Origin of the sequence: Streptomyces telluris (assembly GCF_024519335.1) — a bacterium.
Classification (GTDB): domain Bacteria; phylum Actinomycetota; class Actinomycetes; order Streptomycetales; family Streptomycetaceae; genus Streptomyces; species Streptomyces telluris.
In genome coordinates, this window is record NZ_JANIID010000008.1 from 243,893 (window position 1) to 262,633 (window position 18,741).

The 18,741-nt window shown below is 75.8% G+C and carries 14 protein-coding genes and 1 tRNA gene; 5 read left to right on the plus strand and 10 right to left on the minus strand.

Annotated features, from left to right (window positions below):
• Positions 1 to 44: 44 nt before the first annotated feature.
• On the plus strand, positions 45 to 1,799 hold the full coding sequence (locus NQU55_RS12420) for an ABC transporter ATP-binding protein (RefSeq protein ID WP_256790521.1): 1,755 nt from the start codon (positions 45 to 47) through the stop codon (positions 1,797 to 1,799).
• A 49-nt stretch (positions 1,800 to 1,848) separates the two neighbouring features.
• Here the strand turns inward: NQU55_RS12420 and NQU55_RS12425 are convergent, their stop codons facing one another.
• The gene (locus NQU55_RS12425; protein ID WP_256790522.1) at positions 1,849 to 4,440 is read right to left on the minus strand and encodes a hypothetical protein; all 2,592 of its coding nucleotides are present in this window, start codon (positions 4,438 to 4,440) and stop codon (positions 1,849 to 1,851) included.
• A 206-nt stretch (positions 4,441 to 4,646) separates the two neighbouring features.
• Here NQU55_RS12425 and NQU55_RS12430 point away from each other — a divergent pair, with 206 nt between their 5' ends.
• Positions 4,647 to 5,291, plus strand: coding sequence for a diguanylate cyclase (locus tag NQU55_RS12430; protein ID WP_256790523.1), 645 nt, complete (start codon positions 4,647 to 4,649; stop codon positions 5,289 to 5,291).
• A complete protein-coding gene (locus NQU55_RS12435; protein WP_168093992.1) occupies positions 5,288 to 6,277 on the plus strand; it encodes an SMP-30/gluconolactonase/LRE family protein in 990 nt (329 codons plus the stop codon). Before NQU55_RS12430 ends, NQU55_RS12435 begins: the two co-directional genes overlap by 4 nt.
• 7 nt (positions 6,278 to 6,284) lie before the next feature.
• Here the strand turns inward: NQU55_RS12435 and NQU55_RS12440 are convergent, their stop codons facing one another.
• A complete protein-coding gene (locus NQU55_RS12440) occupies positions 6,285 to 7,238 on the minus strand; it encodes a threonine/serine dehydratase (RefSeq protein ID WP_256790524.1) in 954 nt (317 codons plus the stop codon).
• Between the two features lie 232 nt (positions 7,239 to 7,470).
• Here NQU55_RS12440 and NQU55_RS12445 point away from each other — a divergent pair, with 232 nt between their 5' ends.
• On the plus strand, positions 7,471 to 7,920 hold the full coding sequence (locus tag NQU55_RS12445; RefSeq protein WP_168093994.1) for a winged helix-turn-helix transcriptional regulator: 450 nt from the start codon (positions 7,471 to 7,473) through the stop codon (positions 7,918 to 7,920).
• Between the two features lie 46 nt (positions 7,921 to 7,966).
• Here NQU55_RS12445 and NQU55_RS12450 read toward each other — a convergent pair whose 3' ends face one another.
• Both NQU55_RS12450 and NQU55_RS12455 read right to left on the minus strand, forming a co-directional pair.
• The gene (locus NQU55_RS12450) at positions 7,967 to 9,382 is read right to left on the minus strand and encodes an SDR family NAD(P)-dependent oxidoreductase (RefSeq protein WP_372504698.1); all 1,416 of its coding nucleotides are present in this window, start codon (positions 9,380 to 9,382) and stop codon (positions 7,967 to 7,969) included.
• Positions 9,383 to 9,447: 65 nt separating this feature from the next.
• A tRNA-Ala gene (locus tag NQU55_RS12455) sits at positions 9,448 to 9,520 on the minus strand.
• 171 nt (positions 9,521 to 9,691) lie between these two features.
• Here NQU55_RS12455 and NQU55_RS12460 point away from each other — a divergent pair.
• The gene (locus NQU55_RS12460; protein ID WP_168093990.1) at positions 9,692 to 9,877 is read left to right on the plus strand and encodes a hypothetical protein; all 186 of its coding nucleotides are present in this window, start codon (positions 9,692 to 9,694) and stop codon (positions 9,875 to 9,877) included.
• 10 nt (positions 9,878 to 9,887) lie between these two features.
• On the opposite strand, the gene NQU55_RS12465 is transcribed toward NQU55_RS12460, so the two are convergent.
• The 6 genes from NQU55_RS12465 to NQU55_RS12490 all read right to left on the minus strand — a co-directional run bounded on the left by NQU55_RS12465 (position 9,888) and on the right by NQU55_RS12490 (position 17,893).
• The gene (locus tag NQU55_RS12465; RefSeq protein ID WP_168093995.1) at positions 9,888 to 11,417 is read right to left on the minus strand and encodes a hydrogenase large subunit; all 1,530 of its coding nucleotides are present in this window, start codon (positions 11,415 to 11,417) and stop codon (positions 9,888 to 9,890) included.
• 2 nt (positions 11,418 to 11,419) lie between these two features.
• A complete protein-coding gene (locus NQU55_RS12470) occupies positions 11,420 to 13,567 on the minus strand; it encodes a proton-conducting transporter transmembrane domain-containing protein (protein ID WP_240976520.1) in 2,148 nt (715 codons plus the stop codon).
• The gene (locus tag NQU55_RS12475) at positions 13,567 to 14,265 is read right to left on the minus strand and encodes a hypothetical protein (RefSeq protein ID WP_168093996.1); all 699 of its coding nucleotides are present in this window, start codon (positions 14,263 to 14,265) and stop codon (positions 13,567 to 13,569) included. The genes NQU55_RS12470 and NQU55_RS12475 overlap by 1 nt, the downstream gene beginning before the upstream one ends.
• An 11-nt stretch (positions 14,266 to 14,276) precedes the next feature.
• A complete protein-coding gene (locus NQU55_RS12480) occupies positions 14,277 to 15,242 on the minus strand; it encodes a respiratory chain complex I subunit 1 family protein (RefSeq protein ID WP_256790525.1) in 966 nt (321 codons plus the stop codon).
• Between the two features lie 25 nt (positions 15,243 to 15,267).
• Entirely contained in the window at positions 15,268 to 17,301 is a 2,034-nt protein-coding gene (locus NQU55_RS12485; RefSeq protein WP_256790527.1) for a proton-conducting transporter transmembrane domain-containing protein, read from the minus strand.
• A 109-nt stretch (positions 17,302 to 17,410) separates the two neighbouring features.
• Positions 17,411 to 17,893, minus strand: coding sequence for an NADH-quinone oxidoreductase subunit B family protein (locus NQU55_RS12490; RefSeq protein WP_168096692.1), 483 nt, complete (start codon positions 17,891 to 17,893; stop codon positions 17,411 to 17,413).
• Between the last annotated feature and the right edge of the window lie 848 nt (positions 17,894 to 18,741).

Below are 18,741 nucleotides of genomic sequence, written 5' to 3' on the forward strand. Positions count from 1 at the left end.
GCGGCGACCATGAGGGCGGCTGACGCCGTCCGCTGGGAGCGCTGATGAAGGACCCGTCCACGGCGAACCGCCACGTGCTGTGGTTCTTCCGCGGGTTCGGCACCCCGCACCGGCGGCTGCTCGCCCTCGGGGTCGGCATGCGGCTGTGCGAGATGGCCGCCGACCTGGTGACGCCGTGGCCGGTCGCCGCCGTCGTGGACCGGGTGCTGGGCACGGACGGCGCGCGCAACCCCCTCGGCTCGCTGCTCGACGTCTTCGGGCGGGACGCGACGGCCATGCTCACCACGGCGGCCGCGCTCGTAGTGCTGGTGGCCCTGGTGTCCGCGGTGTTCGACTACGCGGGCGACCGGACCATGAACGGCGTGGGCGAGCGGATGAGCGTGGCGATCCGCTGCGAGACCTTCGCCCACCTGCAGCGCCTGCCGCTCAGCTACCACGACCGGCGGACCGTGGGCGAGTCCACGAGCCGGGTGATCACCGACTGCGGGAACATCAAGGACAGCCTCGTCGCGTTCTGTTCGGTGCTCTTCCCCGGGGTCCTCTCGGTCACGGGCTACGCGGCCGCGCTGCTCCTGCTGGACTGGCGGTTCGGCCTGATCGGCGTGGGGGCCGTCCCCCTGGCCCTGCTCCTCGGTGTCCGCAACCGGCGGCGCGGGCAACTCGCCGCCCGGCGGCGCAGGGAGGCGGAGGGCGAGCTGACCGGGCTGGTCGCCGAGGCGCTGCAGGGCATCCGGACGGTGCACGCCTTCGGCCGCCACCAGGCGCACGACCGTGAGTTCGCGGCGCGGAGCCGGGGGCTGCTCGACGCGGGGCTGGAGGCCGCCGACGTCCAGGCCCGCCGGGCCCCGCTGCTGGAGTCGGCGACGGCGGTCGGCACGGCGGCTCTGCTGTGGGTGGGCGGCGTGGGGGTGCTGCGCGGGTGGTGGAGCACCGGCCATCTCGTGGTCGCGCTCAGCTATCTGACGGGCATGGTGGCTCCGCTGCGGGCCCTGTCCAAGCTCTCGGGAACGTTCGCGCAGGGCCGCGCGTCGGCCGGGCGCATCGCCGAGATCCTCCGGGAGCCGTGCCCGCTGCGGCGGCCGGCGCGGGCCGTTCCCCCGGGCCTGTCCGCCCGCGCGAGCGGCCGCATCGACTTCGAGGGGGTGTCGATGCGCTACGGGGACCGTCCCGCGCTGCACCGCCTCGACCTCAGCATCGGCGCGGGCGAGCGGATCGCGCTGACGGGCCCCAACGGTGCGGGCAAGTCGACCGCGCTCGCGCTGGTCGCGGGCCTGTACCGGCCCACGTGCGGCACGGTGCGCATCGACGGGACGGCGACGGGCGACCTGCCGGACGAGTGGCTGCGCCGCCAGGTCACGGCCGTGCTCCAGGAGACGTTCCTCTTCGCCGGGACGATCGCCGACAACATCCGCTACTCACGACCGGACGCGGGGCCGCACGAGGTGCGGGCGGCCGCCGAGGCGGCGCTGGTCACGGCGTTCGCCGACGACTTCCCCGACGGGCTCGGCACCCGGCTCGGCGACTGCGGCGGCGGGCTGTCGGGCGGCCAGCGCCAGCGCGTGGGGATCGCCCGGGCCCTGCTGGCCGACGCGCCGATCGTGCTGCTGGACGAGCCGACTTCGGGGCTCGACGCGGAGGCGGAGCGGCTGGTGGTGGCCGCCCTGGGACGGCTGGCCGCGCACCGGACGGTGGTCATGGTCACGCACCGGCCCGCGCTGCTGGAGACGGCGACGGGGGTGGTGGCGCTGGCCGCGGACGAGGTCCACGGCGGGCTGTCCCCCGCCGGCCCCGTGACGTGAAGGGGCCTACGAGCGGGCGCAGCGCGCCTGACGGAGGCGACGGAGGCGTTCACCCCCGGAGGCCGCCGTCCGGTCGCCGGCCGGGTGGGCGGCGGCCGGCGCGCAGGCGGCGGGCCACGGCCGTGCTGAGTCGCGTGGCGGCCGACGGGCGTTCGGGGGCGGCGACCGCGGAGGGCTGCCGGCCGTCCGGGACGCTGTCGATCAGCTCCTGCACGATGTGGTCGTAGGCCGGATCCGCGTAGTACGCGCTGTGTTTGAGCAGCGGTGCCTCGGGCTTGTCGTCCCGGGCGACGATCCTGTGCGGGTCGCGCAGCTGGATCTCGGGGCCGATGCGGCGACACCAGACGTCGCTGTCCCCGTCGCCTTCGCCGTCGCCGTCCGGGTCCGGCGTGACCACGGCCCGGTCGATGGTCTCCCAGTCGCCGAGCACCGGGCGGACGGGCCCCTCGGCGGGGTGTGCCAGAACGGGGCCGCCGAGGTGGTCGCTCCAGCGGTGGAGGTTCCGCCAGCGCCCGTTCAGCCGGGTGTACACGTCGCGCAGCAGCGGATGGCCCGCGTACGCGGGGAACAGGCGGGCGTACGCCCACGTCAGCTGCGAACCGTGCGTCAGCAGGGCAACCCGGTCGACGGGTGGCGTCGGGTCGGCCGCCTGCTGCGCATGGGCGGCCTGGAGGACGGCCGCCACGCAGATCAGGCTTCCCTGGCTGTGGCCGGACAGCACGACCGTCCCGCCCCCGGCCGTCTTGTCCCGGACCCGCCGGGTCAGCGACAGCACCGCCCGGCCGCCGTAGGGAGGCGGCACGATCGGGTGCGCCAGGCGCGGCCAGAACGCCAGCAGGTCCCACAGCACGCCCACCGCCCGTCGCCACTGCGGGCTGCGGAAGGCGCGCACGCCCAGGAACACCAGGCCCGCCGCCAGTCCCGTCAGCGCCCACGCCCCGACGTCGTCGGCCAGGCCGAAGAACCTCACGCCGAGCCGGACGCGGCCGTAGAGAGCGTCCTGGATCCACTCGAAGCCCTTGTTCCTTCCCGCCACCAGGGCTTCGCCGGCGAAGCAGCCCTGCAGGAGTGCGCAGACGAACCCGGCGAGCGCGACCACCACCAGGACCGTGGGCAGCCGGTACTTCAGAGCGGCCCGGCGCCAGGCCTTGGCCAGGCGTGCCACGGTGCGGTCGGGGAGGTCGTCCCCGGTCGCCCGCGGGTAGTCGCTCCGGATGCGGCTCTTGAGGTCGACGCCCGGACCGGGGCGGAAGACCAGCAAAGAGAGAACGAGCACCACGGCGACCACCAGCACCAGCGCCCACAGCAGCGCGGTGACGTGGAAGACCGTGGGGAGCACGAGCAGCGGCCCGCCCCCGGAGGGAGTCTCCTTCGGCTGGACGAGCCTGCCCAGCAGCCGGGCGGTCTGGATCGCGAAGCCGGCCGTGAACCCCGTGGCCAGGAGGACCGCGAGGCTCGCGAGCACGGGGCACGCCAGCCCGCCCCACATGGGCCGCTGCCCCTTGGCCAGACCGGCGGTCGGGATGACGCCGCGCAGCAGCAGGGTGACCACCAGCAAGGCGAGCAGCAGCACCGCGCAGGCCGCGTACAGGGCGTTGAAGGCCCACTCGAAGCCGGCCAGGTTCACGGGCAGGCCGCCGGTGCCCCGGGAGGTGGTGTGCGGTCCGAAGAAGACCGCCAGCACCACGACCGCGAGCAGCGCCGCCCACGTGCTCCGGCGCAGGATCAGGCACGGCACCGGGATCCGGATGGCGTCGCGGCCCGTGGGGTCGTAGACGAGCTTCTCGCCCCGGGGGTGGTAGCCGATCGCCGTGAGGACGACGCAGAGCAGGCCGGCCGCTGCGGCGAAGCCGAAGAGGGCCCGGAGGGCGTCGGCCTCCCAGCCTTCGGCGATCCGCAGACCTGCGACCGGATTCACCGAGGCGTACGCGACGAGCATCGCGAGGACGGCCACCGCCGCGGTCGTGTGGAACAGCCTCAGCATGGGGGCGCGCGGCGAGGAGGACCAGAACGGCTTCTGCGCGAGCGCGCCCACGCCGTCGGGCCACTCCTCCGGCTTCGTGGCCGTGGGCGGCGGATGGACGTAGACCTGCCGGCCGAAGCGGACCAGCAGCCAGATCAGTGCGGCCGGTGCGGCGACGCCCAGGGGCAGCCGCCACGACCAGCTGGTGGGCTGTTTGGCGGAGAAGGGCACCCAGCTGTTGCCGGAGGTGCAGAGCGGGTTGCCGCCGCACTGCCAGGCGACGAGGTCGATCGCGACGAAGGCGACCGCCGCCGTCAGGAGCAGGGTCAGGACGAGCCCGAGCAGCCGCAGGACCGCGTCGGCCGTCCGCCGTACCCCGCGCCGCACTTCGGTGTCCCGCTCCCCGGGGACGCGGACGGCCATCGGCAGGGTGTAGCGGGCGAGGTTCAGGATGCCGAAGGGGGCCAGCAGCAGCCACAGCGCGTTGGACACCGAACCGGAGGTCATGTTCGCCCAGTGGAAGGCCTCCCTCGCGGGCGGCTCCGCCGGCGGCACCGAGCGCCGCAGGAACCGTGCCGTGTCGTCACCGCCGACATGCCGCAGTTCGGCGATCTGAAGGAGACCCGTGGGCGATGTCCCACCGACACCGTGCACGCGAATTTCGACCACATCGGGCACACTCCCAGGATCGGCGACCGGGCCCGGTCGTGCCACACGGCACCGGCCTCCGTCCCGGCCGCGCCGATCCCCCTCCCGGCCGGCCGCATTCCTGTTTCCCGGCCGTGCGGCGGTGATTCCTGCTTCCGGCCGCATGGGAGAGAAGGACGGGGTACACGTGTACGGAAGATGCAGTCCGGTTCCGTTCCTCTCTCCCCGGAGGCTCCATGGCTCTCTCCGGCAAGCCCTTCGTCCGCTCCTGGCAGCACTGGCGCCGCGGGCGCGACCTCTCCGTCCCCTTCCGCTCCACCGCGGTCGAGGACACCAACCGGCGCTTCCTGCTCTACGGGGTGCTCCCGATGTGGGTGGTGCCCGCGGTCGCCGACTGGTGGATGCACAAGCGGACGCGCATCGAGCACACCAGCGGCGTGAAGGAGTCCGCCGTCCACGCGCTGATGATGACCGAGGCCGGCGTCCCCGTCGCGATGGGGCTGCTGGCGAGGATCAACCCGCTCGTCCTGTCCGTGATGGGCGGAGCCGCCGTCGCGCACGGCGCCACGGCCCTCTACGACGTGAGCCTGGCCACGAAGAAGCGTGAAGTGCACCCCGTGGAGCAGCACATCCACAGCTTCCTGGAGGTGCTGCCGCTGTCGGCGATGGCGTTCACCGCGTGCCTGCACGCCGACGAGGTCCGTGCGGCGCTGCGCGGCGGACGCGGCCGGCGGGACTGGGTCCTGCTCCCCAAGGACCGGCCGCTGTCCGCGAAGTACCTCGCGGGTCTCGGCGTGGCGATCGGTGCCGGGGTGATCCTCCCGTACGCCGAGGAGATGTCCCGCTGCCTGCGCGCCCGGCGCCCGGTGGCCGCCTCATGAGCCACGCGCCCGTATCCGTGCGTCCCGCGCCGCCCCGGCCGCTGCCGCCCCTGCTCATGCTCCGCATCGGCGGTCCGGGGCCGGAGGACGTCGTCGTCGACGGCGCCGGGCGGGTGCTGACCGGCACCGGCGACGGCCGGATCCGGCGGATCACCCTTCCCGGCCCGCGCGGCGGCGCCCGGGTGGAGGAAGTGGCGGATACGGGCGGCAGGCCGCTCGGCCTGGAGGTGCTCCCCGACGGCCGGCTGCTCGTCTGCGACGCGGAACGGGGGCTGCTGCGCGTCTCCCCCGGGGCCGGAGGCGGGGTCGAGGTCCTGGCGGACTCGGTGGCCGGTGAACCGCTGCGGTTCTGCAGCAACGCGGCCGCCGCCGCGGACGGCACCGTCTACTTCACGGCCGCCAGCCGCCGGTACGGGCTGCGCGACTGGCGGGCGGACATCGTGGAGCACTCCGGCACCGGCCGGCTGATGCGGCTCCGGCCGGGCGGCGTCCCCGAAGTGCTCCTCGACGGCCTGCAGTTCGCGAACGGGGTCGCCCTGGCGGCCGACGAGTCCTTCGCCGTCGTGGCCGAGACCGGCGCGTACCGCCTCACCCGGCTGTGGCTCACCGGCCCCCGGTCCGGGCTGCGCGACACCCTGATCGAGGACCTGCCGGGCTTTCCCGACAACCTCTCCCGCAGCGCCGACGGCACCTTCTGGACCGCCCTGGCCGCTCCGCGGGAGGCGCTCCTGGAGCGGCTGCACCGTGCGCCCGCGGCGCTGCGGCGCGGGGCGGCGGCCGCGGCGGTCCGGCTGCGTCCGCCCCCGCGCCGGTTCGCGCGCGTCATGGGCGTCGGCCCGGACGGCCGGGTCGCCCACGACCTGGGGCGGCGCGGCGCCGGCTACCGGATGGTCACCAGCGTGTACGAGCACGGGGGCACCCTCGTGCTCGGCAGCCTCGTGGAGCCGGGCATCGCCGTGTGCGAACTGCCGCCCGGCCCCCGCTGACCGCTCGTCAGCGGCGGCGCACCAGGTCGCCGGGGTCGGTGTTGGCGCCACAGAGGACGACGGCGACGGTCTCGTCCTCCGCGGGCACGTAGGGGCCGCCGGGGCCCGTCACGGCGGCGAGCGCGGTGGCCCCTGCGGGCTCGACCACGACGCGGTGCCCGTCCCACAGTGACTGCCGCGCGCCGACGATGGCCTCGTCGGGCACGAGGACGGAGGTGACGTCCTTGTGGCGGGCCGCGGCCAGGGCCGCCTCCGAGACGCGGCGGGCCCCGAGGGCGTCCGCCGCGACGGAGTCGACAGTGACGTCGACGACGCGCCCGGCCTCCAGGGCGGCGTGCAGGGCCCGGCTGCCCTCGGGCTCGACCGCGACGGTGCGGATGCCGTGGTGCCGGGCGGCCGTGGCGACGCCGGCGAAGAGGCCTCCTCCGCCCACGGCGACGACGACCGTGTCCAGGCCGGGGACTCGCTCGCGCAGCTCCTCCAGGAGGGTGCCGGCGCCCGCGGCGATCAGCGGGTGGTCGTAGGCGTGGCTGGCGAGGGCGCCCGCGGTGCGCGCGAACTCCTCGCAGGCCGCGAGTGCTTCGGCGTACTCGGAGCCGACGAGGCGGACGTCGGCGCCGTAGCCGCGCAGCCGGTCGGTCTTCACCTGCGGGGCGTTCTCGGGCAGGAAGACGGTGGCGGGCACCCCCTGCTGCTGCGCGGCCCAGGCGCAGGCCAGTCCGGCGTTGCCGCCGGAGGCGATGGTGACCCCGGCCCGGGGCAGGGTGCCGGCCTCGCGGTGGGCGGCGAGGAAGTTCCAGGCGCCGCGCGCCTTGAAGGAGCCGGTGTGCTGCAGGAACTCCAGCGCGAACCACACCCGGCCGGGGACGCCGGGGCCGGCCGGAGCGACGGCGACGGGACGGGTGCGTCCGGCGATGCGGGCGGCGGCCTGTTCGACGTCGCCGTGGGTGAGGTCGTGCACGGGATCTCCTCGGGGCGCGGGCGGGGTCCCGGCGCGAAGCGCAGGGCCGCGGCATGGCGGAAGCATGGGCGATACAGCCTACGATCACGCTCGTGCCCCTGGCCCGGCCCCCTGCTGCCGGCCCGCCCGGTCGAGGCGGCGCACCCCTGAGGCGGCCGGGTCGGTTGGGAAAATGGATGCACGTGACCGCAAGGGTTGGGGAAGCAAATCCTGCTGCTCTACGATGGAGCGCATGACGAAGCCGCGCCCCTGTTCGATCGCCGACGCGCTCGGTGTGGTCGGCGAGAAGTACTCCCTGCTGGTGCTGCGTGAGGTCTTCTTCGGAGTCCGGCGCTTCGACGCGATCGCCCGCAACACCGGGGCCCCGCGCGACATCCTGGCCTCCCGGCTGCGCCGGCTGGTGGAGGCGGGAGTGCTGGAGAAGGTTCCCTACAGCGAACGGCCCGCGCGCTTCGAGTACTGCCCCACGGAAGCCGGGCACGACCTGCGGCCGGTCCTCATCATGCTGATGAGCTGGGGCGACCGTCACCTGGCGGATCTGCCGCCGACCGTCTTCGAGCACTCCTGCGGCGCCGATCTCGACCCGGCCGTCGTCTGCCGGTGCTGCGGCGAGGAGGTCGACAGCTCGGCCATCACCGCGCGCTTCCAGGTGCCGGGCTGGGGCGTCGAGGGCGCGGCCTGACCGGCGGCTCCGCCCCGGGCCGCCCCGCTCCCGCGGCGCGGCCCCGTCACCAGTCGGCGGCCCGGTAGTCCTTGAGGTGGACGCCCGAGACCGGGTCCCCCGCCTCGCCGCGCACGATCGGGTCGTAGACCCGGGCCGCGCCGTCCACGATGTCCAGCGGGGTGCGGAAGCCGTGCGCGGCCATCCACTCCTTCTTCGGCGCCGGGTTCTCGTCCGTGACCCAGCCGGTGTCGACGCTGCACATGTGGACGCCGCGGGCGGCGAGTTCCCGGCTGCTGGTGCGGGTGAGCATGTTCAGCGCCGCCTTGGCCATGTTGGTGTGCGGGTGGCCGGCCGTCTTGTTGCGCACGGCGAAACGGCCCTCGACCGCCGTCACGTTGACCACGTAGCGCCGCGGGTGGGGCGAGGCGAGCAGGAGCGGCAGCAGCCGGTCGCACAGGAGCGTGGGCGCGAGGGCGTTGACCAGCTGCGTCTCCAGCAGTTCGGCCGGGTCCAGCTCGCCGAGCCGCACGGACCAGGAGTTGGCGGCGGAGCGGTCCGGCACCAGCCCGGCCTCGTCCACCTCCGCAGCGGCCGGCAGGACGAGACCGAGCGCGGCCGAGGCGCCCGCACCGTCCCCGGCCCCCTCCAGCGCGTACGGCGTCCGGAAGCCGGGCGCCTGCCACAGCGCCGTCCCCGCCGGGCCGCCGGCGGGCAGCGGCTGCGACTCCCCCGCCGCCAGCGGCGCGTACGCCTCGGGCGGGCGGCGGATCGTCTGCGCGGCGTTGTTGACCAGGATGTCCAGCGGCCGGCCCTCGCCCCTCAGCCGCTCGCACAGGCCGAGCACCTGGCGGGGGTCGCGCAGGTCGATGCCGATCACGGTGAGCCGGTCCCGCCATGCCTCGCTGCCCTCGGCCGCGTGGAAGCGGCGGACGGTGTCGCGCGGGAAACGGCTGGTGACCAGCAGCTCCGCGCCGTCGCGCAGCATCATCAGGGCGAGCTGGAAGCCGATCTTGACCCGGCCGCCGGTGAGCAGGACCCGGCGGCCCGTCAGGTCGGTGCGCAGGCCCCGCCGCTCGGCGTTGCCTGCGGCGCAGCCGGGACAGAGCAGGTGGTAGAAGGCGTCGGCCTGCCGGTAGGGAGACTTGCAGACGTAGCAGCGGCGCGAGCGGCTGTACGTGCCTGCCGAACCGGGGGCGTCCAGCGGTGCGTCCTCGCGGCGGGCGAGGGCGCCCGTCGCCGTTGCGGCGACCACCAGGGCGTCCGCCGCGGCCTGTTCCTCGCGGCGGGCCTTGCGGCGGCGGTGCCGTCCGTCGCGCACGAAGGACGAGGCGACCTGCTCGGCGCGCAGCCGCGCCGGGTCGTCGAGGGGCAGTCGCCTCAGCAGGGCGACGGTGCGGTCGAAGGCCGCGAGTTCGTCCTCGGTGAGGTCTCCGGTGCCGGTGATGTCCGTCGTACCGGTGGTGCCGGTGGTGCCGCCCACGTCCGCGTCGTCCCCGCCCCCGTCACGGAGCCCCCGGCCCCGCCTCGTTCACAGTCTTGAGCCTGCTCGTACGGCCGGATTCGAACCGGCGTCCTCCGACCTGCCAGGCCGGCGCGTCCGCCTCTGCGCTACGCACGAGCATTGGCCAGCACCCTACCCATCGTTTCGGCGGCGGCCAAACGGATATCGGAGCAGGCCGGCGGGGGGTGCGGGGAAGGCCGGACCGGCGGCGCACGACCGGGAAGTCGGAGTCGCCCCGTGGGCGTCACCGGGGCCGATCGGCTCTAGACTTCAAGGAATCTCCTGTTCATGCCCATTGCGCCGGGGGCCGCCGTGAGCGAATTCGCCGAGGCCATGCAGCAGCGCGTACGGCAGGCCCGGAAGGCCCTCGAGGAGGCCGAGTCGGCCGGGGACGCCTACGAGACCGCCGTGGCGGCGGACGAACTGGAGGACGCCCTGCGTCTGGCGCGCGCCCACGGCGTCGACACCGGCTAGCGGGGGCGGGTCAGAGGTCGTTCCCCGCGTACGAGAGGTTGAAGCTCTTGTTGGCCAGGGGGAAGTCGGGGACGATCGTGTCCGCCAGGGCCACGGGCAGGGCGGGCCAGTTGAAGAAGGACGGGTCGACGGTCTTGACGCGCGTGAGCGCGTCGCCGGCCCCGAGTTCGACCCGCGTGGTGATGGTGCCGCGCCAGCCCTCCACGATGCCGACGCCCGCGCGGCGGGTGCTGCGGGCGAACAGCGGCGGCCAGGCGAGCGAGGTCCCGGTCGTCCGGCCCGCCGTGAGGCCGGCCGCGAGCCGCTCGGCCATGGCGAGGGAGGTCTCGATCTCCTCGGCCCGGACGAGGAAGCGGGCCAGGACGTCGCCGGTGGTGTGGACGGGGACGGTGAAGGCCCCGGTGTGCTCGTGGAAGGGGTGGCTCGCCCGGGCGTCGGCGGACAGGCCGCTGGCCCGGGCGACGTAGCCGAGGCAGCCGAGGTCGCGGGCCGCGGTGACGTCGAGGCGGGCGGTGCCGGTGAAGCGGTCGCGCACGGTGCTGTGGGCGAGGGCGAGCGTGACGATGTCGCGGATCTCCCGGCCCAGTTCCGCGAGCCGGGCCGGGCCGGGCACGGCCTGCAGTTCGGAGCCGCCGGGCACGACGCCGCCGCGCAGCAGCCGGTGGCCGGTGACCTCGTGGTTGAGGCGCAGCAGGCGCTCGCGGACGTGCTGGGCGCGGGCGCTCAGCACGCCGTGGCCGACGTCGTTGCAGAGGGCTCCGAGGTCGGCGACGTGGTTGTGGAGGCGTTCGAGTTCGAGCAGGAGCGCGCGGGCGCGGCGCGCGTCCACGGGGACGTGCGCGCCGGTGGCCTCCTCCACGGCGAGGCAGTAGGCGAGGGCGTGGCCGACGGCGGTGTCGCCGCTGATGCGCTCGGCGAGCGGCAGGCCCTGCTCGGGGGTGCGGCCCTCGAAGAGCTTCTCGATGCCCTTGTGGACGAACCACAGGCGGGCCTTGAGCTTGATGATCGTCTCGCCGACGACGGAGAAGCGGAAGTGGCCGGGTTCGATGATGCCCGCGTGGACGGGGCCGACGGGGATCTCGTAGACGCCCTCCCCCTCGACCTCCGGGAAGGGGTAGGGGCCTTCGGGTTCGGCGAAGGGCGGGGGCGGCCCGGCGTCGGGGTGCATGGGGTACCAGCCGCGCGGCCAGTGGAAGTGGCGCACGAGGCGGTGCGGGAGCGGGTGGTCCAGCGGCACGATGCCGTGCAGGTCGCGCATCTCGCGCTCGAAGCGGCCGGCGGGAAAGGAGAGGTGGGCGAGGGTGGGGAGTTCGGGGGCCTTGGGGTCGAGGCGGACGTGGAGCTCGGTGCGGGTGTCGGGCGGGCCGGCCACGAAGAGGTAGACGACGCGGACGGCCCGGCCGCCGGGTTCGTCGGCGCTGTCGTGGTGGGCGGCGACGAGGGCGAGGCGGTGGCCGCCGCCGAGCAGGTCGGCGGCTCTGCCGGGCAGGTCGGCGGGGCCGATGTCGGTGACGGTGCGGTGTGCGGTGCCCGGTTGCATGCTCAGTGGCCTCCGATGATCTCGCCGGCCTCGGTCAGCAGGGCGGTGAGGGGGCCGGTCGTGACGCCGAGGGCCGCGCAGGCGGCCAGCCCGGCGACGAGGGGGGCCGCGGCGTCGGCGCCGAGCGGTACGGGTTCCTCCTCGTCGTCCTCGCCGGGCGGCGGGCCCAGGAGCATGCGGGAGGTGCGCGCGGCCAGGGCGCCGAAGGCGACGAGCATCAGGACGAGCGCGGCGGCCAGGGCCCAGCGGGGGCCGGAGAGGAAGCCGGCCCGCACGATGCCCAGTTCGGAGGCGAACAGGCCGAACGGCGGGAACCCGAGGAGGGCGACCACGGCCGCGGCGAAGGCGGTGCCGAGGCAGGGCGAGTGGGCGAGCAGTCCCCGGATCCTGCCGATCCGGGTGGTTCCGCACAGCCGCGCGATGTGGCCGGAGGCGCAGAACGCGACGGTCTTGGCGAGGCCGTGGCCGGTCATGTGCAGCAGGACGGCGGAGAGGGCGAGCGGGCTGCCCACGGCGGTGCCGAGGGCGATCAGGCTCATGTGCTCCATGCTGGAGTAGGCCAGCATGCGCTTGCAGTCGCGCTGGGCCAGCAGGAGGGCCGCCGCGAGCGCGAGGGTGACCAGGGCGACGCCGGCGAGCAGGCTACGGGTGAAGCCGGCGCCGAGGGCCTCGTCCGCGATGACCTTGTAGCGCAGGAGGCCCGCGAAGGCCACCGCGAGCAGGACCCCGGACATCAGGGCGGAGACCGGCGCGGGGGCCTGGCTGTGGGCGTCGGGCAGCCAGGCGTGCAGGGGCGCGAGGCCGGCCTTGGCCCCGAAGCCGAGGACGACCAGGCCGGTCGCCAGGCGGACGACCGAAGGGTCGAGCCGGTCCGCGCGGGCGGCGAGGGTCTGCCAGTCCAGGGCGTACGCCTCGGGGATGCCGGCCTGGCGGGCCGCGTAGTAGACGAGCACGGTGCCGAGGAAGGCCAGGGCGATGCCCGCCGAGCAGATCACCACGTACTTCCAGGCGGCTTCGACCGAGGCGCGGGTGCGCCGGTGGCCGACGAGGAACGCGGTGACGACGGTGGTGGCCTCGATGGCCACCCACAGGACGCCGAGGTTGGCGGCGAGGACCGCGGCGCTCATGGCGGCGAGGAAGGCGTGGATCAGCAGGTGGTAGCGGCGGGTCGCGGGGAGGTCGGTGCGCTCGTGGGCGAGGTGGGCCGGGTTGGCGGCGCACGCGAGGCAGGCGACCGCGCCGACGGTGAGCAGCATCCACACGGTCAGCGCGTCGGCCCGCAGCAGCCGCCCGTAGGCGGTGACGGGCCCGTCGTCGGGGACCGTGCAGGCGAGCACGGCCCCGCACGTGAGGATCGCGAACGGCGAGACGAGCCCCAGCCGCCCGGTGAGCGGCCGCGGCACGGCTCCGGCCGCCGCGGGGCGTGCGCCGCGGGGCGCGTCGCAGGGACGCGGGGGCGCGGAGGGCTCGGCAGCGGGGCGGGCGGGCGCGCCGGGCCGCCTGCCGGGAGCCGGTGGCACGGCGGATTCCGTACCGGGCCAGGGGGAGGATTGCGCACCGGGCCAGGGAGGGGCGGAGGATCCCGGGCCCGGCCGGGTGGGCCCGCCGGGTCCGGCGCCGGACCCCGGGGGCGCCGCGGATTCCGTACCCGGCCGGGCGGACATGGCCGTACCCGGCCCGCAGGGAGCGGACCCGTCCGGGCCCGTACCGGACCAAGCCGTTACCGAGCCCGGGAGAGAGGACGCTTCGGCTCCCCTGCCGGGCGCCGCAGGCGCGGCGGATTCCCCGCCGGGCCGGGCCGGCCCCGCGGACCCCGCACCCGGGAAGGACGGGCCGTCCGGCCCCGGAGGCGCGGCCGGGCGGGCGCCGGGCACGGTGGACGTGGCGGATCCCGGGCCGGGGCGGGCGGAGCCGTCCGCGCCCGCCGGGCCCCCGTGGCGCACGGGCTCGTCCGGCCGGCTGCCCGGCCGGAGGACGAGGGTGGCCACGGGCGCCGCGGCGCCGCGCTGACGCGGCGTCCGGTGCGCGAGGGCGGCGACCCCGGCGCGCGCCTTCGCGCCGCGCAGGCCGGAGGCGGCGTACGCGGCGGAGGTGGCGAGCGGTACCGCGATGGGGGCGGTCAGCAGCAGTGCGGTGGTGGCGTGCGTCATCAGTCGCGTAGCTCCCGCAGGTCGTCGATGCCGGTGCCGCCGAAGGCGACCCGCATCCGGGTGGTGAGGATCTGCAGGACGAGAACGGCGAGGAGCAGGTCGAAGGACACGCCGAGTTCGACGATCAGGGGGACTCCGGAGGCGGCGAGGAAGGCGGTGACGGTGATGCCGTTGTCCAGCAGCAGGAAGCCGACCACCTGGACCGGCGCGCGGCGGCGCGTGACCAGGGTGAAGAAGCCGATGAGGACGACGGCGAGCCCGACGGGCAGGGCGCGCGTCGCCGGCGTGGGGTGCAGGGCGACCAGCGGCCGGGACACGGCGTAGGCGAGGAGGGTGAGGAGAGCGGCGCTCAGCAGGGAGGCGGCGACGTTGACCAGGGGCCGCGTCTCGCGCGTCTCGCTGACGTCCTCCTGGTAGTGGGGGTAGGGCCGCCGGGGCGTGCCGGCGCTCAGGGCGCGGAGCAGCAGGCGCGGCAGGACGCCGGCCCGCAGCAGGCCGATGCCGGCGGCGACGGCGAGCAGGCCGGGGCGGTCCTCGTGCAGGCCGAGCAGGGCGGCGACGGCGGCCAGGGCCACGCCCTGGAGGGCGAAAACGCGGACGATCGAGGTCAGTTGCCGCAGCCACAGGACGACGACGGCCGCGAGCAGGAACGCGCCGCACGCCAGGTCGAGCAGCTGGGTGTAGACGCTGTCGGTCATGTGTCCCTCACTCACTCTCCCGTGAGGAAGTACGAGGCGGTCACCGCGAGGAGCGCCAGCAGGAAGGATCCGGCCAGCAGCTCGGGCACGCGGAAGAGCCGCAGCTTGGCCCAGAACACCTCGGCCGCGGCGAGGGCCGCGCCCAGCAGGGCGACCTTCAGCGCGAGCAGGACGAGGGCGAGGACGAGGGCCGCCGGGGAGGCGGTCGTGGCGATGCCCCAGGGGGCGGACAGCGAGGCGAGCAGGCCCAGCAGGACGGTCAGCCGCATCTGGGAGCCGAGTTCGACCAGGGCGAGGTCGGGTCCGGCGTACTCCAGCACCATCGCCTCGTGGACCATCGTCAGTTCCAGATGGGTGGCGGGGTTGTCCACCGGGAGCCGGCCGGTCTCGGCGAGGACGGCGACGGCCAGGGCGGCGGTGGCGAGCAGGCCCGCCGGGGAGACCAGGCGGACCGGGTCGTGGATGCCGCCGGCGATGATGGCGGACAGGTTCGTCGACCCCGTCGGTATCGACAGGGCGAACACCGCGAGGAGGATCGTCGGTTCGACGAGCGCGGCCACGGTCATCCCGCGGGAGGCGCCCATCCCGCCGAAGGCGGTGCCCGTGTCCAGCCCGGCGAGGGCCAGGGTGACCGTGCCGAGTCCGAGCAGCGCCACGACGAGGATGAGGTCGGCGCCGCCGCTGACGGGGGTGGCGGTCGAGGCCAGCGGGACGAGCGCGGCGACGACGGCCATGGTGGCGACCAGCAGCAGCGGCGCCGTGCGGAAGGCCGGGCCGGTGCCCGCGGGGGTGACGGCCTCCTTGCGCAGCAGCTTGCGCAGGTCGCGCCAGGGCTGGGTGACGCCGGGCCCGGCCCGCCCCTCCATCAGCGCCCGTACCTGCCGCATCAGCCCGGTGAGCAGGGGTGCCCCGGCGACGACCATGGCGACCTGGGCGGTCACCGCGGCCGTTCCGGTGGCGGTCATGGTGCCGTTCACGGCGTCTCCCCGTGCGAGGTGGCGCTCACCAGCCGACCGCCAGGGCCAGCAGGAGAGCGACGAGACCGAAGAACCCGTAGCCGAGGTAGCGGTGCACGCTGCCGGGGGCCAGCCGGCGCGCGGCCCGGCCCACGGCCAGGGCAGCGGCCAGGACCGGGCGGTAGAGGCGGTGTTCGATCCGGTCGCGGACGCTGCGCCGGAAGCGCACGCGTTCCACGAGGTAGGCGGATTCGCGCACCGGGGTGACGTTCACGTCCTGCTCGGGGTCGAGGACGTCGCCGAAGACCCGTTGCAGGGGCTCGGCGAAGGAGGTCGCGGTGTACGACATGCGGGGCGTGGGGGCGCCGCCCCCGCAGTCCCACAGCCGCGCGTTCGTACGGCGCCCGCGACGGGCCGTCAGACGGATGAGGGCGGCCGCGGCGACGACCCCCCCGAGCAGGGCCGCCGTCACCCACAGGGGGGACAGGGAGGCGGCGGCCCGGTCCAGCCGCAGCTCCAGGCCGCCGCCCGCCAGGGGCCGGCCGTCGTGGAGCCCCGCGGCGGCGACGGCCCGTGACAGGCTGCTGCCCAGCGTGCCGGGGACGAGGGCAAGGGCCGTGCAGCCGATGGCGAGCAGGCCCATGCCCAGGTGCATCAGCGGCGGGCTCTCCTCCGCCGACGCGGCACCTCCGCTGCGCGGGCGGGCGAAGAAGCCGACGCCCAGGGCCTTGACGAACACCGCGGCCGCCAGCCCCGCCGACAGGGCGATGACCGCCACGGCGAGCGGCAGCACGATGGCCGTGGACACCCCGGGCACGGCCATGCCCTGGATCAGGGACTGCAGCAGCAGCCACTCGCTGAGGAAGCCGTTGCCCGGCGGCAGCGCGACCGCGGCCAGCGAGGACACCGCGAAGAAGCACGCCGTGGCCGGCATCCTGGCGCGCAGGCCGCCCAGCCGGTCGAGGTCGCGCAGCCCCGTGGCCCGCACGACGGAGCCGGCCGCGCAGAACAGCAGGGCCTTGAAGACGGCGTGGTTGGTGACGTGCAGCAGGGCCGCGGCCAGGGCGAGGGCGGCGGGGACCGGATAGCCCGAGGAGGAGAACAGGCCCGCCGCGCCCACGCCGATGAGCACCAGGCCCAGGTTCTCCGAGGTCGAGTAGGCGAGCAGGCGCTTGAGGTCGGAGGCCATGGCCGCCTGCAGGATGCCGTAGACGGCCGACAGGGCGCCCGTCGAGAGGACCAGCAGCCACCCCCAGCCCGGGCCGCCGCCCAGCAGTTCGAAGTCCACGCGGATGATGCCGTACGCGCCCAGGTTCACCATCGCCGTGCTCATCAGCGCCGAGACGTTGCTCGGCGCCTCGGGGTGCGCCCTCGGCAGCCACGGGTGCAGGGGCACCATGCCCGCCTTCGACGCGAACGCGGCGGCGACCAGGACGAAGACCGCGCCGCGCGCGCCCGGCGACATCCCGGCCGCCCCCGCGCGCAGCTGCGCGAACGTCTCGCCGCCCGCCCCCGCGGCGAACAGCGCGAGCCCCGCCAGCAGCAGGACGAGGCCGACGTGCGTCATCACCGCGTACCACACGCCGGCCTCGCGGACGGCCGGGCGGTCGCGCTGCTCGGCCAGGACCAGGACCAGCGACGTGACCGCCATCCCCTCCCACAGCAGCAGGAAGGACGAGACCGAGGCGGCCGCCGGGACGAGGACCAGGGTCAGGGCGAAGACCGGCAGGGACGACTGCACCCCGCGCGACGCCGTCCCGCGCGGGCCGCGCCCGGAGGCGTAGCCGATCCCGTAGACGGAGACCGCGAGGACCACGGCGCCCGCGACGGCCATGAACAGGCCCGAGAGGGCGTCGACGGCCAGGTGCAGCCCGGCCAGCGGCAGCAGGCCGGGCAGGTACGCGGACCAGGAGGTGCCGCCCAGCGCCGCGATCCCGCCCGCCAGTCCGGCGCCGCCCAGCCCCGCCGTGCACAGCCCCACGGTCACCACCCGGGGGCGGGTGGGCAGGAGCATCCCGGCCAGCACCCCGGCACCGGCGAGACCCGTGGCCACGACGGTCGCGGACTCGGCTGGGCTCATGCGGTGCGCCCCGCGGGGGCGGCGGCGCGGACGCGGGGGCGGGTGCGGGGGCGGGTGCGGGGGCCTATCGGCCCGCCGCCGGCCGCGGGTCTCCTGCAGCCGTACGCGCTCACCGGCCCGTCACGACGCGCAGCGCCGCCACGATCCGCTCCGGCTCCGGCGGGCACCCCGGCACCCGCAGGTCGACGGGGACGATGTCGGCCACCGCGCCCTCCACGCCGTGGCCGCCGGCGAACTCGCCGCAGTCGATCGCGCAGTTGCCGACGGCCACCACTAGGCGGGGGCGGGGCATCGCGGCGACGGTGCGGCGCAGCGGCTCGGCCATGTTGCGGGTGACCGGGCCCGTCACGAGGGCCACGTCGGCGTGGCGGGGCGAGGCCACGAGGCGGGCGCCGTAGCGCTCGGCGTCGTACACCGGTCCGAAGGCCTGCGCGATCTCGATCTCGCAGCCGTTGCAGGAACCCGCGTCGATGCAGCGCACGTGGGCCGAACCGGCCAGCTCCGCGGCGCCGGGCGGCGGGTTCCCCGCCGGGCGGGGCGGGGCGTCCTCCGCCACCCGTCCGGTGTCACGGATCTTGCGCAGCAGGCCCATGCGGGTTCCCTCACCTCGGCGTCGGTGTCCCTCACGAAGGTGTGGCGGCCGTCTCCCGCCGTCACAGCGCGGAATCGCGCCGAGAGACGGCCGCCGGTCGGAAGGGCCGGGACGGCCCGCGCGGACGGCGGTCGGCAGCCCCGTCCGGCACCCCGCGGATTCCGCCGTCGGCCGGTCCGGGCCCGCCGGCGCTCCGGGTGGGATCGTCGTACGGCCTTCGGCAGCCCCGCTTGCATGAGGACTGGTCTGGCCGGGTCAACGGCGGCGGCGGCCCGTGGTCACGGGTGGGGAGGCGGGCCGTCCCCTGGGGGTGACATTGCGGACGGCTGGGACGGATGAGTCGAATTCGCTTGTCCCGTACGGGCGGGGGTTCGCGCCCTGTCCTGACGGACAGTGCGGCGCCCTCGAACGACGCGCGGGCCGGGCGAGCGGGCAGCGCCCCGCACGCCTCAGGCCCGCTCGGCACCGCCGGACAGCCCGCCGGGGGTTATTCACCGCGGCGGCGGAACAGATCTCCGGCCCCGGCCGAAGGCACGACGGCCCACCGGGAGCGGGTGCACGCACCTGCGAACCCGCCGCGGCGCCCAGCCCCTACGCCGTGACCGGCGGTGCCCCGCACGCCTCAGGCCCGTTCGGCACCGCCGGGCACGGCAGCGGGGGTTACGCGCCGTCGCGGCGGAAGCAGACCCCCGCCACGACCGGAAGGCGCGGCGTCAGGCGACCTGTTCGGTCGTGGCGGGGGCCGGGGGGGGGGGGGGGGGGGGGCCGCCGGGGGGGGGGGGGGGGGGGGCCGCCGGGGGCCCGGGGGGGCCGGCCTGGGCCCGGACGCCGGGGGAGGGGGTGACGTC

Bases quoted from the DNA above. Each gene is read 5' to 3' on its own strand.
- NQU55_RS12420 (WP_256790521.1), top strand. From the start codon at position 45: ATGAAGGACCCGTCCACGGCGAACCGCCACGTGCTGTGGTTCTTCCGC.
- NQU55_RS12430 (WP_256790523.1), top strand. From the start codon at position 4,647: ATGGCTCTCTCCGGCAAGCCCTTCGTCCGCTCCTGGCAGCACTGGCGC.
- NQU55_RS12435 (WP_168093992.1), top strand. From the start codon at position 5,288: ATGAGCCACGCGCCCGTATCCGTGCGTCCCGCGCCGCCCCGGCCGCTG.
- NQU55_RS12445 (WP_168093994.1), top strand. From the start codon at position 7,471: ATGACGAAGCCGCGCCCCTGTTCGATCGCCGACGCGCTCGGTGTGGTC.
- NQU55_RS12460 (WP_168093990.1), top strand. From the start codon at position 9,692: ATGCCCATTGCGCCGGGGGCCGCCGTGAGCGAATTCGCCGAGGCCATG.
- NQU55_RS12465 (WP_168093995.1), bottom strand. From the start codon at position 11,417: ATGCAACCGGGCACCGCACACCGCACCGTCACCGACATCGGCCCCGCC.
- NQU55_RS12470 (WP_240976520.1), bottom strand. From the start codon at position 13,567: ATGACGCACGCCACCACCGCACTGCTGCTGACCGCCCCCATCGCGGTA.
- NQU55_RS12475 (WP_168093996.1), bottom strand. From the start codon at position 14,265: ATGACCGACAGCGTCTACACCCAGCTGCTCGACCTGGCGTGCGGCGCG.
- NQU55_RS12485 (WP_256790527.1), bottom strand. From the start codon at position 17,301: ATGAGCCCAGCCGAGTCCGCGACCGTCGTGGCCACGGGTCTCGCCGGT.
- NQU55_RS12490 (WP_168096692.1), bottom strand. From the start codon at position 17,893: ATGGGCCTGCTGCGCAAGATCCGTGACACCGGACGGGTGGCGGAGGAC.